Below are 13,910 nucleotides of genomic sequence, written 5' to 3'. Positions count from 1 at the left end.
CAGATTGGATGAAAATTAAAACATTTATTGCAGATGCTTTTACAGACGAGTTATTCAAAGGCAACCAGGCCGGTGTCTGCATCCTGGAAACACCGGTGTCTGAGGAACACATGATTCTGATTGCCAAAGAATTCGGATTTTCTGAAACGGCATTTGTAACCAAAAAAGACCATAGCCGCTATGCTATCCGTTACTTCTCTCCGGTGATGGAAATCCCGTTGTGCGGCCATGCAACTATGGCCTCTGCAAAAGTGCTGTTTACGGAACATCCGGACATGAAGGCCATTACCTTTGAAACGCATTCCGGCACTGTCCTGGAGCTGAGAAATGCTGACCGCATTGAAATGCTCTTTCCTGTACACGATACACAGCAGTATGCACTTCCGGATGAAATAGGCGACGCTATAGGAATTAAAGACATGCTGGACTGTGCCTATAATGAATACCATAACATCGTACTGGTGGAAATCGGCAGCAGCACAGATCTTCAGGCTCTGGAGCCCGACTTTAACCGACTGAAAAGCATTGACACTACCATTAATGGTGTTCTCGTCACTGCCCGCTCGGAAAGACAAGGTTATGATTTTGAATACCGCTACTTCTGGCCATGGTCAGGATCTGATGAAGATCCGGTAACCGGAGGCGTACAGAGTTTCCTGTGTAAATACTGGACTGTGAAGCTCAGTAAAAAAGTACTTCATGCATTCCAGTGTTCTGAACGGACGGGAAGCATGGAGGTTGAGTTGGAGGATGGACAAACCGTCATAAGGAGCAATGCCGTTATATTCATGTCCGGTGAAATCCATCTGCCGGTTTAAAATTTAAAAGCCACAAAAATCTGTTTGATTTTTGTGGCTTTTGTTTTTTTAATAGACGCTATTTTATTCCTTTCACTTTCGTCGGTAAAGTATAGACTGATTTTGTAGCGGTAATGAACAGGATGTCATTATGCTTTCCTGCAAAGGTAACGTTGGATGTCCAGTCTTCCTTGATGGGGATGTGGTAGATTTTCTTTCCTTCACGATTGAATACATGAACACCATCGCCAGTCAGATAAAGATTGCCGTGCTTGTCTATCGTCATCCCATCAGAGCCCATTTCACAGAACAGCTTTTTTTCAGACAGTTTTCCTTCACCCAGAATATCATATTCATAGGTTTTGCCGGCATCAATATCGGAAACATAGAGTTTTTTAAATTTCTCGCTCCCTACAATACCGTTAGGCTGCGTAAACGTCTCAATTTTGGTTACATTGCCTGATTTATCCCTGTAATAAAGGCTTTTGTGAGGGATTTCCTGTTTAAAATCCACCCAGTAATCCCTTTCATATAAAGGATCGGTAAAATACATTCCTCCAAAGGCATCATTCCAGATATCATTGGGGCCGTTCAGCCTTTTGCCCTCAAAATGGTTCACCAGGATTTCTACCTTTTTATCTTTTGAGATTTTCCAGATTTCACCCTTATGGTCTGAACAGGTGATCAGGTTATCATCTTTGTCGAAATGCGTTCCGTTAGCCCTTCCCGCCTGATCCATGAAATGGTTCACCTTATTTGTTTTCCAGTCCCAGTAATAGATCTTATCATTGGGCTGATCCGTAAAATAAACATTTCCTTCGCTGTCGGAAGATGGGCCTTCCGTAAAGGTAAACTGGTCCGAAACTTTTTCCGGTTTGATGTCTTCATAAAACATAGCATTAGTATTTAGTGATTTGCAACTGACTAATGCTAAAACCAAACCAACCGAACCGGCACGCCAGATATTCTTCATTGCTTCATAAATTTTGATGGGTACAATTTACGATTTGTACTCTCAGATTCAAAAGTTATTTTCTCATTGAAAGATAATAGAATCAAACGGCATAATGTCCGAATAGTCCTATTTAAAGCGAAGATGATATTAGCAGCAAAAGCTGATATTTATGAGCTTTGCACTAACCGTAAGGCGTACAGTTTACCTTACTTAATTCATGCAAAAACGATGAATATGCAATCCGACAGTTTTCAGGCCCGTCCACAAGATGCTCACCATTTCAGAAATTCAGTAGGTACAATGGATGAGACCGGTAAGAGAAAATGGGTGTATCCCCGCAAACCGAAAGGTAAATTTACCGATTACCGGAATTACACCAGCTATCTGCTGCTTGCTCTATTTTTCGGATTGCCGTTTGTCAAGGTTAACGGAAATCCATTTCTGCTGTTCAATGTGATTGACCGGGCATTTTTCATTTTCGGGCAGCCGTTTTATCTGCAGGATTTTTTCATTCTTGCCTTGGGAGCGGTAACGTCCGTTATTTTTGTCATGCTTTTTACGGTCGTTTTCGGCAGGATCTTCTGTGGGTGGCTTTGTCCGCAGACGATTTTTATGGAAAGTGTTTTCAGGAAAGTGGAATTCTGGATTGAAGGTGACCGCAACAGGCAGATGAAGCTCGACAGGCAGGATTGGGACGCTGAAAAGCTGAGGAAAAGACTTTTGAAATGGTTCGTGTTTGCCGTCATTTCAGTCATCATTACCAACTTCATGTTCATGTACATCGCAGGGTACGAAAAAGTTTTCAGCATTATTGTTCAGGGGCCTGTGGAAAACCCTTTGAAATTCCTGGGAATGATTGCCTTCGCAGGTACGTTTTATTTTGTATTTGCATGGCTGCGTGAGCAGGTATGTACGCTCGTATGTCCGTACGGGAGGCTTCAGGGGGTACTCATTGACAAAAATACCATCAATGTATACTATGATTTCCGGAGAGGAGAAAACCGTTCCAAATGGAGGAATCAGGAAGACAGAAAAGCGGTGGGCAAAGGCGATTGTATCGACTGCCAGCAATGTGTAGTGGTATGCCCTACCGGAATAGACATCAGAAACGGGCAGCAGCTGGAATGCGTCAATTGTACCGCCTGTATCGATGCCTGTGATGAGGTCATGGAAAAAGTAGGCCTTCCCAAAGGCCTGATCCGCTATGCTACGGAGGCCGAAATAGAAAACCGTGAAAAATTCAGGTTTACTTCGCGGATGAAAGCTACCAGCCTGATTCTCGTTCTGCTGATCGGATTCCTGGGATTCCTAATGTATGACAGAGGTTCGCTGGAGGCAAAATTCATCAAACCTGCGGGATCAACTTATTTCGTTAAAGACGGAAGAATCAGCAATACCTTCATATATACGTTCCTGAATAAGTCTAACGAACAAAAAACGCTTACGATCAAGGTGCTTAATGCAGATCATGCACGGATAGAATTTTTCGGTTCAGAAAAAATCACCCTTAAAGGCGATCAGATCCTGAAGGGCAACATCAATATTTCATTTCCGGAAAACGAAATTAGGTTTTCCAAACAGAACCTCGCTATCGGAGTCTATGATGAAAAAGGAAAACTCCTGGACACTTTCGAGACGGTTTTTGAGGGGCCTTTTACCCTTGCCCTGTAATCCTAAGAGTTGTATTTCCGGATAAACTCTGTTGGCGTCACGCCGGAAGATTTCCGGAAAACCCTTACGAAGTAAGAATATTCATCATACCCCAGCCGGAAAGAAATTTCACCCAGGTTTTCATCCAGATGGATCAGCATTCGCTTAGCTTCAAGGACTACCCTTTCCGTAATGACCTCAGTTGCTGTTTTCTGAACAACAGTCTGGATAATGCGGTTCAGGTGCTTCGCCGAGACATTCAGTTTTGCTGCATAAAAGGCAACGGACTTCTCACGGACAAAATGCTCTTCCACAAGGTCTTCAAAATCCTGGTAATGTTTAAGATAAGAAATGCCGGCAGATTGAGACCTGTGATCCAGATCTTTTGAAAAAAGCCTGGACGAAAGGATAAAAATATGCGATAATACAGATAATATAAGGCCGGTTTTCATAAGGTCCTGAGCCTTGTACTCCTGTTCAAGTTCCACGATTTTATCGAGGTATTGTTTAAGATGATCATCGTCCAGCTGAAGTTTCCGCGGAAAATGTACGGAGCCGAAGAAAGGGAAATCCCTTAGTTTCTGGCTTACATAATGCATCTCATAAAAATCCTGCGAACAAAAGAAAATATATCCTTCAATATCTAAGGAAAGTTCCCAGCTATGGATCTGTCCGGGTGACATAAAAAAGAGGCTGCCTCTGGCAACATCATATTTCTGGAAATCAATTTCATGGACACCGGTTCCGCCGGTGAACAGAATGGTCGCATAAAAATCGTGGCGATGCGGTTTTTCAAGATGGCGATGTCCTACGATCAGATGATTCTTCAGGGTGCTGAAATAAAAGTCGGAGGTATTCTTCCCGCCCTGGAACAGATTGATGTTAAGTACTGAAATGGAATCCACCCTGCTTTTGTTTAGATTCAAAAATAGCAAAAACAAAAGCAATTTTATCAATAATATTACTGACTTTTCCCCTAAGCGCCTGCAAAGGGCTAATAATTTCACTCCATATATTCTTTACGAAAATCAAAAAATATTTATCTTTGAACATTACGATTGCTACAATGAAGATAAATCTCCCAGATAAACTGTATTATTCCATCGGTGAAGTGGCTAAGGCATTTGACGTAAACACTTCCCTCATACGCTATTGGGAGCAGGAATTTCCGATTATCAAGCCTAAAAAGAACAAAAAAGGAAACCGGTACTTTACCCCGGAAGATATTAAAAACCTTCAGATCATCTATCACCTGGTGAAAGAAAAAGGATATACGCTGGACGGAGCCAAGATAGCACTGACCACCAACAGCAGAATTTCCGAAACCATCACGCTGATCGACCGGCTTGAATTTGTGAAGGCTGAGCTTCTGAAGCTAAAGGAATCCCTGGTAGAAAAGGATACAGAATAGCATCTTCAAAATATTTACCTCTGCTGTTTTTTTGGTGTACTGCATCAACAGAAAACAGACAAATCACATCCAAACAGACTGTATACCAAAATTTTAAGATTGTTTTTTTGATATTCTGATTCTAAAGCCCTAAGTTTATCAGGATGAAAAAAAATGATTACCAAAAACTGGGTGTATTGGGGATTATCCTGGTGACCTTACTGATCTTCCAGGAATATACCGGGAGGGAAAAAGCAGATTTTTCCGACATTACCTTTATTTCGAAAAATACAATTCCGGCGAAACTCTCGGAGTTTGATCCCAACGATCTGGATGTGAAGCAGTGGCAAAAGCTTGGATTTTCGGCATCCCAGGCAGCCGTTATCCTGAATTATAAAAAAGTCGTAGGTGGCAGTTTCACATCCCGGCAGCAGCTGAAAAAATGTTTTGCCATTTCTGAAGACCAATTCTCAAGGCTTGAACAATACATCCTCCTTCCGGAAGCAGGAGCAGGTACCTATGACAGCTACAGGAAAGCTGAGAAAAGAACCCTTTCAGTCCCGGGAGCCTTTAATCCCGATCATCTGTCCCATCAGGATTGGCAGACCATGGGATTCTCTGAAAAACAGGCCGCGGCCATCCTGAAATACAAACAATACCTCGGAGGCAGCTTCCTCAGCAAAGAAAAGTTCAGGGAATGTTTCATTATCAGTGACGAAAATTACCAAAAGCTCGCGCCCTACATTATACTGCCGGAAAAGACACCGGCATCAACCAAAACTTTCAACAATCAGAAAGCAGCAATCCGGTATTTCACTTTTGACCCTAATGCCGCTTCAGCAGACGACTGGCAGCGTCTGGGATTTTCTGAAAAACAGGCACAGACCATCATCAGTTATCGGGATAAAGTTCTGAAAGGACAGTTCAGGACCGTTGAAGATCTTAAAAAATGTTTCGTGGTATCACCTGAAAAATTTGAGGAGCTGAAACCGTACATCAGGCTGAATCCTGCAACAGCTGATTCAAAAGATAAAATGACCTATAAAATTCCGCAACAGGAAAAAACGGATTTTTCAAAAACAGACCTGAATACCATTACATTCAGGCAACTCCTGGAGTTTGGACTTGATGAAAGAAGTGCCGGGTCGATCATTGGGTTCAGGAAGAAGCTTGGTGGCTTTATGAATAACCAACAGATCCTCCAGACCTACAATATTGACCAGGAACTGGTACAGAAACTGGTCAACACTGCTCCGCTGAACACATCAGATGTTCCCCGATACACTCTTGCTGAAGCTCCTGAAGAATGGCTGAAGAACCATCCCTATTTTAAATATTCAGCAGATAAAATTATTTTCTACCGTCTCAGCGAACCTAATGAAAAGAAAATCTGGAAATTCCTCAAACTCAAGCCGGAATATGAAGAAAGGATGAAGTGGTATCTTAAATAAACCGTAAAGATATTGTATCATCCATAATCTGTAGCTCTATCAAAGTTAGTCTGCTGTCTTGCTTGAATCTTCAAGAAGGGCATTCAGAGCTGAAAGTTCCTGTTCGGTCAGGTCCCTCCATTTACCTACCGGAAGGTCTAACATGATATTCATGATGCGGATGCGTTTCAGCTTCTTCACTTCGTAGCCAAGATATTCACACATCCTGCGGATCTGCCGGTTGAGCCCTTGGGTAAGGACGATCCTGAAATTCATTTCATCAATCTTCTCTACTTCGCATTTTTTGGTCACCGTATCCAGAATAGGAACTCCGTTGCGCATTTTATCCAGGAACCTCGGTGTAATAGGCTTATCTACCCGTACAATATATTCTTTTTCGTGATTGTTCCGCGCCCGTAGTATTTTGTTGACAATATCGCCGTCACTCGTCAGCAGGATCAGTCCTTCGCTCGGCTTATCCAGTCTTCCGATCGGGAAAATCCTCTGGGGATGGTTGATATAGTCTATGATATTATTCTGTTCCCGTTTGGTATCTGTGGTACAGACAATGCCTACGGGTTTGTTGAATGCAATATATACGGGTTTCTCCTGAGACTCACGTACAGGCTTTCCGTCTACTTCCACAACATCTTCATCTGAAATTTTCGTTCCCAGCTCGGGCACTTTCCCGTTCACTTTGATCCGTCCTTCCTCCAGAAGTTTATCTGCTGCCCGTCTTGAGCAATAGCCTATTTCCGATAAGTACTTATTGATCCGTGTCTTTTCCTGCATCGCTTATATATTCGGTATCGTTAAATCTAAAATCATTCTCCAGGAAACGGCTGTTTGCCTGTTCCACGGAGTACTCTCCTATTTTGGTCCTTCTCAGCTGGGTCAGATAGGCGCCTACTCCCAGCTCCTGACCGATATCATGGGCCAGGCTGCGGATGTACGTCCCTTTCGAGCATCCTACCGTAAAACGGACAAACGGAAGATCAATTTCAATTGCATTGATGTATAAAATGGTGGTTGCCCGGGATTTCATTTCCACTTCTTCACCGGCCCTGGCCAGATTATAGGCTCGTTTCCCGTCAATTTTTATGGCTGAAAAAACAGGCGGCTTCTGCTGGATCTCCCCTGTAAATTTTTCCAGTACCGTCCTGATCTGCTCTTCGGTAATATCAGAAATATCCTGATGAAGGATCTCAGGCTTCTCGGTATCATACGATTCGGTCTGAACCCCTATCTTGATCTCCGTCCAGTATTCTTTCGGTGCATCCTGTATTTCGGGGATATTCTTAGTGAATTTCCCGCAGCAGACAATCAGAAGTCCGGTGGCTCTGGGATCCAGTGTGCCGGCATGCCCGATCTTGAATTTTTTCGGAAGGTTAAATTCCCTTTTAAGTTTGTATTTCAGTTTATTGACTGCCTGGAAAGAAGTCCAGTCCAATGGCTTGTCCAATAAAAATATATGTCCTGACTGTAAATCTTCTGCGGTCATCTTATCGTCTATGATACTTTTCGGATTAAATTTAATTTCTTTGTGATTAGGCTTTATATAAAGAGGCCTATTATAATACTGACAACTTTTCCAAAACCAGCTGTACTTTTTCCTCTACCGACTGAGTGCCGATTATTTTTAAAACAGGGCATTTCAGTTGCTGCAACCATGCTTCATGTGCCTTGAGGGTTCTGTTATGCAATTCAGTCTTGTAATCGTAGCCTTCTGCCCAGGTGATAAACTCCTGATGCAGCCTTGACCTTTCTTCATCCTTGAAGATGACATCTCCGTATCTTTCCCATTCCCTCTTCTTCAGTCTTTCCATCCTGATTCCGGCTGGTAAATATAGAAAAACTACGAGGTCAAAATCTGGGAAAAGGTTATCAGCCCACGTAAAAGTAGAACCGCCCAATATCCAGTTTCCTGCTTTATGAAGATCTTCAATGATCATTCGGTTTCTCTCTTCAGGATTCCGTTTTTCGGTAAAAGGTGTTTCTGTTTTGATCCAGAAATACTCATCGCTGTCAAAATAGGGTAATCCGGTCTCTGCTGATAAAGCACGCCCCAATGTCGTGACCCCGCTTCCTGATGCTCCGAAAACATGCAGTTTCATTCTGTTGATATGTACTTATTACCGATGTTGATCATCACAATGCGATTAAGAAAAATTATTCAGCTGCATCAATATGAGCATTTATCTGATTATTTTTAACTGTGTTATTTAAACCAATAAAAATAGATCAGCAATGCAACTCCCACAAAAATCCGGTACCATCCCCACGGCTTGAAGCCATATTTATTCAGTACACCGATAAATGCTTTGATGGCAATGAGGGCTACAATAAACGCCACAACATTTCCTATGATAAAGATGATCATATGGTCCTGTGAGGCCATGATCATTTCGTACCCTTTTTGCGGGGTAGCCGTTTCTTTTCCCCACGTTTTCACAAAAACGGAATACACCGTTACCGCCAGCATGGTAGGAACTGCCAGGAAGAAAGAAAATTCTGCGGCTGCCTTCCTTGTCAGCCCCTGAGTCATTCCTCCTATAATGGAAGCGGCACTTCTGCTGGTGCCGGGCATCATGGCCAGGCATTGCCAGAATCCTATCGTAACTGCAGTTTTAATACTGATGTCTTTTTCGTTTATAATTTTCGGATTCTTGAACCACCGGTCGGCAAAGAGCAGGACAACGCCGCCTAAGACCAGCACAGACGATATGGCAATCTGGTTGCCCAGAACAGCTTCTATCTTATCATCGAACAGATATCCCAATACCAGAGCCGGAATGACAGCAAAGCCCAGCTTAAAATAAAACCGGAGATTAGTGAAATCAAAGAACTTTTTCCAGTAAGCCACTACAACGGATAAAATAGCCCCAAACTGGATGGATACCTGAAACATTTTTAAAAATTCATCTTCCGGAAGCCCCATCAGGCTGGCCGTGAAACCCATATGGGCTGTAGATGAAATCGGAAGATATTCCGTCAGTCCTTCAATAATGGCAATGATTATTGCATTAATTATATCCATAATTTATGTAAAAATTAAAAAGATTAAGAAACTCAGAAATTCAGACATGGTATTCTGAATTTCTCAATTTCTCAATCTCAAAATAAAAGTTTATTTCTATTTTCTTTTCAGAATTGCATAGCCTTCTATAACAAAGCCTATCACTACAAACAGCGGCGCAATCCGTATTCTCCGGATCGAGAAGATGCCGTCATTCCATGAATTCGGATCATATTTTCCGTCTACCGTATTGGCATCAGCACCCATCATCAGAAGGAAACCAACGACAATAAAGGCCAAGCCTATCAGCATCCATTTAAAGTTTTGGGGTCCGAAGTAAAACGGACTTTCCTGTGGGGTTTCAGTTTCTTTGCCGTAAGAGGCAGCGGAAAACTTATTTGTTTTTTTGCTCATTGTTAAGAGTAATATAAATCATCAACACTTGTTCTCAGGAATCTCCATGTTGCCACCACGGTGCTCAGGACGGTAATAAAAATTCCTATTCCCAATACAAGCAAAGCCAGCCAGAAATACTGGTTATTGTCCTGTACGAATGCAGAACCGATCTGGCTTGTAAAATAATACCATACACCGCAAAGGGCCATCAGACCGATTACAGAACCAATGGCTCCTAGAATAACCGCTTCAATGATGAACGGCTTAAGGATAAACCTCCTTTTCGCCCCTACCAGCTGCATGGTTTTAATGATAAATCTTTTAGAGAATATTTTTAAACGGATGGAGTTGTTAATCAGCACTACGGCAAGAATCAGGAACAGCATGGAAAAACCGAAAATCCATTTCAGGATCCTGCTGAGGTTATTGTATACATCCACCATCAGTGTGCTGTCATTTTTCACATCTACAATTCCGGGGACGGATTTGATCACTTTAATGGCTTCATCAATTTTAGCCGGATCCACATATTCCGGTTTAAGGGCAATTTCTACAGAAGACGGGAAGATGTTTTCTTCAAAAAGAGCATCGCTGTCTATTCCCATACTGGCTTTAGCTTCTTTGGCAGCCATTTCCCTGGAAATATAAGTCGCTTTTTTAACGGGTGCCAAGGTCTGGATTTCCTTGAATGTCTCTTCCTCCACCTTAGCAATCTTTACAGAGTCCTTAGCATCAAAATTTTCGTCAAAATAAGCATTAACCACCAGCTGTTCTTTGATATAATCGGAATATTTCTGAGCATTAATCAGAATAAGCCCCATTAATCCCAATAAAAATAATACCAGGGCAATACTGATCACTACCGTAATATTGCTGGACCTAAGCCTTTTCTTATTAAACTCTTCTACAGATTTAGCCATTAATATTAAAATTTTTGGCTAAAATAGAAAAAAACTTCCGAAATTTGGGGCCGGAGAAGGAAAAATCATTGTTAATAAAATCATAAAAGTATTGAGTGTAAAAGCAAAAAAACATCTCGGGCAGCATTTCCTGACGGATGAAAATATCGCAAGAAAAATTGTAGAAGGCCTGAGTTTTGACGGCTATCAAACCGTCATGGAAGTAGGACCGGGAATGGGGGTCCTCACCAAATACCTGCTTGAAAAAGAACAGCAGATCTATCTCGCAGAAATAGATACCGAATCTATTGAGTACCTTAAAAATAATTTTGCCCAGGTAAATGAAAGCACTTTTGTAGGGGATTTCCTGAAACAGGATTTCAGTTTTAACAATGGTGAGCAGATTGCGATCATCGGTAATTTCCCATATAACATTTCATCACAGATCCTGTTCCAGATTGTGGATCATTATACCCTGATCCCTGAAATGGTGGGTATGTTCCAGAAAGAGGTAGCGGAAAGGACCGCTGGGGTACCGAGAACAAAAGACTATGGTATCCTTACGGTTCTTATCCAGGCTTATTATGATGTGAAATATATGTTTACGGTCCATGAGAACGTATTTAATCCGCCACCAAAAGTAAAATCCGGGGTCATCCGTTTAACCAGGAATCCAAAGGAAGGCCTTGCAGGAAATGAAGTTCTTTTTAAACAGATTGTAAAAACCGGGTTTAACCAGCGGAGAAAAAAGCTCTCCAATGCCTTGAAACCACTGAATATCCCTGAAGAACTTAAAGCTCATCCATTTATGGACAAGAGGGCTGAAGAACTGAGCGTTGAGGATTTCATCATGTTCACCAGGCTCTGGAAAGAACACTGGTAAAAGATCCGATTATAAGATCATATGATAAAAAAGCCGGGACAATTTATTGTCCCGGCTTTTTATGCATTATCAAAGTATGTTATTACTCTCTGTTTTTCAGCATGATCCATCCTGACCAGTTCATCTGGGCTTTGGATTTCGGATATTCGTAGTTGAATTTATACCAGTATGTGGCAGTCGGAAGCCTTTTCCCTCCTACGGTACCATTCCATACCGGATTCTGCTTGGTAAACCTGAAAATCTCAGAACCATAACGGTCATACACTGATCCGGTAAAGTTTTTGAAGTTTCCTAAAGCACTAAGGTCAAGGACATCATTGATTCCGTCCTGATTCGGAGTTATGATATTGCTGATCTGCAATGTGAAGAAATCAAGCGCCCCGACACAATGTGTTCCAACAGTTCTTACCTGAAGATTGTAATTGGTATTGTTCTGTAAGTTGGTGAACACATTGGATGCCTGCCATGAGATACCTCCGTCGGCTGAATATTCCAATGTTGTCGGCATATTGTTGATCATCGGGCCTACAGCAGTAATGGTAAGGGTATTATTGCCGTAATCCAGGCCTGAAATAAACGGTGATGCAGCAGCCATGACATGTGAAGTAAACGTTCTGGTACAATATCCGTTGTTAACGGCTACCGTATATACTCCCAACTGATCTACATTGATCGTCTGGGTCGTTGCACCGGTACTCCACAGATAGGTATAATTAGGTCCTGCTCCGGCATCCAGAACAACACGGTCTCCCATACACATTTCCACATCCATAAGCGGTGAAGTCATTTCAGGAATAACTTCTACAGTCACAGTCGCAGGCTTCAGGGAGCGGCATCCCTTCGCACCGATAGCGTACACAGTGAATGTAGTGGTGTTGAATAAAGTAACACTTTGAGTATTTCCGGTACCCTGGAAATTGCTCCATTCATAAGTTGTTCCTCCGGTTGCCGTCAGATTCACGGTATCACCAGGACAAATTTTAAGTTTAGTGGCTACCACACTCGCTGTAGGTGTTGATTCTTTACGAAGGTTAAGCTGCACCATTTTGCTGCAGAATCCCCCGTTGGAAACTACTACATACAGGATCTGGCCATCCGTACCGTTATAATTCAGTATGTTAGTTAGGTAATTATTATTTTGAGCCATTGCATCTGCCTGATTCACGTAGATTCGGAATACGGCACCCGGTGTTGTACTGATGGCAGGCAAAATCGTACTGAGATCAAAGGTGGTGATATCCGGCGTTGTACAGAGCAGCAAAGTAGCATCATTGGCTACAGGGGTTGTTCCGCCATTAATTTTTATGGTCGCTTTACCCGGACAGGGATTTCCCGGAACACTAACCTCAATAGTATATACGCCCGGCTGTACTGCTGTAATGGTATTCGTCGTTGCTCCGGCTACAGGAGTACCGTTAAAATACCACTGATAAGCAAGGTTAGGGTCGTTTACGGAAGCAGTGATTACCTGCGGTACATTGTCACATACATTGATTTCTTCCGGCAAAGTAGCACCTGAAGGATCCAGAAGCTCTACTCCGATATTGAATGATCCTCCTTCAAGGAAAACAGCAGAGTCATAAGCCGTATCTCCGGCATCAGCCAGGACCATTTTAAAGTGATACGCCTGTCCCGGAACTACTGTAGCACTCGCGGTTAGCGGAATGGTACGTCCATTGAAGTTGGTCTCGATATTGGATGTATTATATCCCCCGAAGAAGTTGGCATTAACCTCACCGCACACGCCTGAAATAGCCGGGTGAATGTTGGTTACACTTACCGGTCCTGCACCGCCCGGAAGTACTGCCATATTAACATACGGAGCCGTACTGCCCACAGGCTTTAACAGAAGTGCAAAAGCATCCGAGTAGCTGCACGGGAAAGACCCGGTATATTCTTCAGAGGCAAAAAGATAGTTGAACTTTACCTGCGATGACGTCGGTACAAAGTCAAATTCAAGGATTACAGCGTCATTAAGCGTCTGGGTAGGATTGGTAGCAGCGACAAGATCAGGATCACTTCCGGTTCCTACATTGTCACTCAATGTACTGCTGATAAAAGAATTCCCACCTTTATTGGCATAGCCGGTAGAGAGAATAATACCATCCTTAAAAGGAAATGCTGTAGTGGCTTTATTGAAATAACCCCAGGAGCGATTGGCGCTGCTGGCAGCTAAGTTAGGACTTACCTGTACGTTGGAAACATTAGGAGTTACACACGAATTCGTACCTGATGAAATCAGGACATCTTTTACTAACTGTGCAATCGTATAACCGCTTTCATTGTAAGAAGGGGCATTAACGTCGATAAAAGCACCTGCTTTCATTGTTAAAGCAGATTTCTGCTCCTTCTGCGGCTTTCTTGGAAAGACATTTTGCGAATAAAAAAAGTTTAATGAGATTATAAAAAGGAAAAATAACAGTAGATGTCTCTTCATAATATTTTTGTTTCAACAAATTTAATTTTTTTTATAAATATCTCATGCACATTTAAC

At 42.3% G+C, this 13,910-nt stretch carries 14 protein-coding genes; 5 read left to right on the top strand and 9 right to left on the bottom strand.

Annotated features, from left to right (window positions below; translation table 11 throughout):
- The first annotated feature begins 8 nt into the window (after window positions 1-8).
- A complete protein-coding gene (locus CGB83_RS18565) occupies window positions 9-818 on the top strand; it encodes a PhzF family phenazine biosynthesis protein (protein ID WP_100077174.1) in 810 nt (269 codons plus the stop codon).
- A gap of 58 nt (window positions 819-876) precedes the next feature.
- Here the strand turns inward: CGB83_RS18565 and CGB83_RS18560 are convergent, their stop codons facing one another.
- Complete coding sequence (locus CGB83_RS18560; protein ID WP_100077173.1) at window positions 877-1,770, bottom strand: SMP-30/gluconolactonase/LRE family protein; 894 nt, start codon at window positions 1,768-1,770, stop codon at window positions 877-879.
- Between the two features lie 210 nt (window positions 1,771-1,980).
- On the opposite strand from CGB83_RS18560, the gene ccoG reads away from it, so the two are divergent.
- The gene (gene ccoG / locus CGB83_RS18555; protein ID WP_100077660.1) at window positions 1,981-3,423 is read left to right on the top strand and encodes a cytochrome c oxidase accessory protein CcoG; all 1,443 of its coding nucleotides are present in this window, start codon (window positions 1,981-1,983) and stop codon (window positions 3,421-3,423) included.
- A gap of 2 nt (window positions 3,424-3,425) precedes the next feature.
- Here ccoG and CGB83_RS18550 read toward each other — a convergent pair whose 3' ends face one another.
- Complete coding sequence (locus CGB83_RS18550) at window positions 3,426-4,307, bottom strand: AraC family transcriptional regulator (RefSeq protein WP_100077172.1); 882 nt, start codon at window positions 4,305-4,307, stop codon at window positions 3,426-3,428.
- 161 nt (window positions 4,308-4,468) lie between these two features.
- Between CGB83_RS18550 and CGB83_RS18545 the strand changes: the two genes are divergently transcribed.
- Both CGB83_RS18545 and CGB83_RS18540 read left to right on the top strand, forming a co-directional pair.
- Window positions 4,469-4,813, top strand: coding sequence for a MerR family transcriptional regulator (locus CGB83_RS18545; RefSeq protein WP_100077171.1), 345 nt, complete (start codon window positions 4,469-4,471; stop codon window positions 4,811-4,813).
- A gap of 143 nt (window positions 4,814-4,956) precedes the next feature.
- Window positions 4,957-6,243, top strand: coding sequence for a helix-hairpin-helix domain-containing protein (locus CGB83_RS18540; RefSeq protein WP_100077170.1), 1,287 nt, complete (start codon window positions 4,957-4,959; stop codon window positions 6,241-6,243).
- 45 nt (window positions 6,244-6,288) lie between these two features.
- On the opposite strand, the gene rluF is transcribed toward CGB83_RS18540, so the two are convergent.
- The 6 genes from rluF to CGB83_RS18510 form a co-directional block, all read right to left on the bottom strand.
- Window positions 6,289-7,014, bottom strand: coding sequence for a 23S rRNA pseudouridine(2604) synthase RluF (rluF, locus tag CGB83_RS18535; protein WP_100077169.1), 726 nt, complete (start codon window positions 7,012-7,014; stop codon window positions 6,289-6,291).
- Complete coding sequence (gene truB / locus CGB83_RS18530) at window positions 6,989-7,723, bottom strand: tRNA pseudouridine(55) synthase TruB (protein WP_100077168.1); 735 nt, start codon at window positions 7,721-7,723, stop codon at window positions 6,989-6,991. Before truB ends, rluF begins: the two co-directional genes overlap by 26 nt.
- A gap of 70 nt (window positions 7,724-7,793) precedes the next feature.
- Entirely contained in the window at window positions 7,794-8,336 is a 543-nt protein-coding gene (locus CGB83_RS18525) for an AAA family ATPase (RefSeq protein ID WP_100077167.1), read from the bottom strand.
- A gap of 104 nt (window positions 8,337-8,440) precedes the next feature.
- The gene (locus CGB83_RS18520; RefSeq protein WP_100077166.1) at window positions 8,441-9,259 is read right to left on the bottom strand and encodes an undecaprenyl-diphosphate phosphatase; all 819 of its coding nucleotides are present in this window, start codon (window positions 9,257-9,259) and stop codon (window positions 8,441-8,443) included.
- Between the two features lie 96 nt (window positions 9,260-9,355).
- Entirely contained in the window at window positions 9,356-9,652 is a 297-nt protein-coding gene (locus tag CGB83_RS18515; protein WP_100077165.1) for a DUF3098 domain-containing protein, read from the bottom strand.
- A 2-nt stretch (window positions 9,653-9,654) separates the two neighbouring features.
- A complete protein-coding gene (locus CGB83_RS18510; protein WP_100077164.1) occupies window positions 9,655-10,554 on the bottom strand; it encodes a cell division protein FtsX in 900 nt (299 codons plus the stop codon).
- 91 nt (window positions 10,555-10,645) lie between these two features.
- Between CGB83_RS18510 and rsmA the strand changes: the two genes are divergently transcribed.
- Window positions 10,646-11,416 carry a 16S rRNA (adenine(1518)-N(6)/adenine(1519)-N(6))-dimethyltransferase RsmA gene (rsmA, locus tag CGB83_RS18505; RefSeq protein ID WP_100077163.1) on the top strand — a complete coding sequence of 257 codons (771 nt, stop codon included), beginning with the start codon at window positions 10,646-10,648 and terminating at the stop codon, window positions 11,414-11,416.
- Window positions 11,417-11,498: 82 nt separating this feature from the next.
- Here the strand turns inward: rsmA and CGB83_RS18500 are convergent, their stop codons facing one another.
- On the bottom strand, window positions 11,499-13,742 hold the full coding sequence (locus CGB83_RS18500) for a choice-of-anchor L domain-containing protein (RefSeq protein WP_228419995.1): 2,244 nt from the start codon (window positions 13,740-13,742) through the stop codon (window positions 11,499-11,501).
- Window positions 13,743-13,910: the final 168 nt, after the last annotated feature.

This window comes from Chryseobacterium camelliae (assembly GCF_002770595.1).
GTDB lineage: Bacteria > Bacteroidota > Bacteroidia > Flavobacteriales > Weeksellaceae > Chryseobacterium > Chryseobacterium camelliae.
Note: the sequence above shows the minus strand (reverse complement) of the source record. Positions and strands in the feature narration are given on the sequence as shown.

Bases quoted from the DNA above. Each gene is read 5' to 3' on its own strand.
- CGB83_RS18565 (WP_100077174.1), top strand. From the start codon at position 9: ATGAAAATTAAAACATTTATTGCAGATGCTTTTACAGACGAGTTATTC.
- CGB83_RS18560 (WP_100077173.1), bottom strand. From the start codon at position 1,770: ATGAAGAATATCTGGCGTGCCGGTTCGGTTGGTTTGGTTTTAGCATTA.
- ccoG (WP_100077660.1), top strand. From the start codon at position 1,981: ATGAATATGCAATCCGACAGTTTTCAGGCCCGTCCACAAGATGCTCAC.
- CGB83_RS18545 (WP_100077171.1), top strand. From the start codon at position 4,469: ATGAAGATAAATCTCCCAGATAAACTGTATTATTCCATCGGTGAAGTG.
- CGB83_RS18540 (WP_100077170.1), top strand. From the start codon at position 4,957: ATGAAAAAAAATGATTACCAAAAACTGGGTGTATTGGGGATTATCCTG.
- rluF (WP_100077169.1), bottom strand. From the start codon at position 7,014: ATGCAGGAAAAGACACGGATCAATAAGTACTTATCGGAAATAGGCTAT.
- truB (WP_100077168.1), bottom strand. From the start codon at position 7,723: ATGACCGCAGAAGATTTACAGTCAGGACATATATTTTTATTGGACAAG.
- CGB83_RS18525 (WP_100077167.1), bottom strand. From the start codon at position 8,336: ATGAAACTGCATGTTTTCGGAGCATCAGGAAGCGGGGTCACGACATTG.
- CGB83_RS18520 (WP_100077166.1), bottom strand. From the start codon at position 9,259: ATGGATATAATTAATGCAATAATCATTGCCATTATTGAAGGACTGACG.
- CGB83_RS18515 (WP_100077165.1), bottom strand. From the start codon at position 9,652: ATGAGCAAAAAAACAAATAAGTTTTCCGCTGCCTCTTACGGCAAAGAA.
- CGB83_RS18510 (WP_100077164.1), bottom strand. From the start codon at position 10,554: ATGGCTAAATCTGTAGAAGAGTTTAATAAGAAAAGGCTTAGGTCCAGC.
- CGB83_RS18500 (WP_228419995.1), bottom strand. From the start codon at position 13,742: ATGAAAGCAGGTGCTTTTATCGACGTTAATGCCCCTTCTTACAATGAA.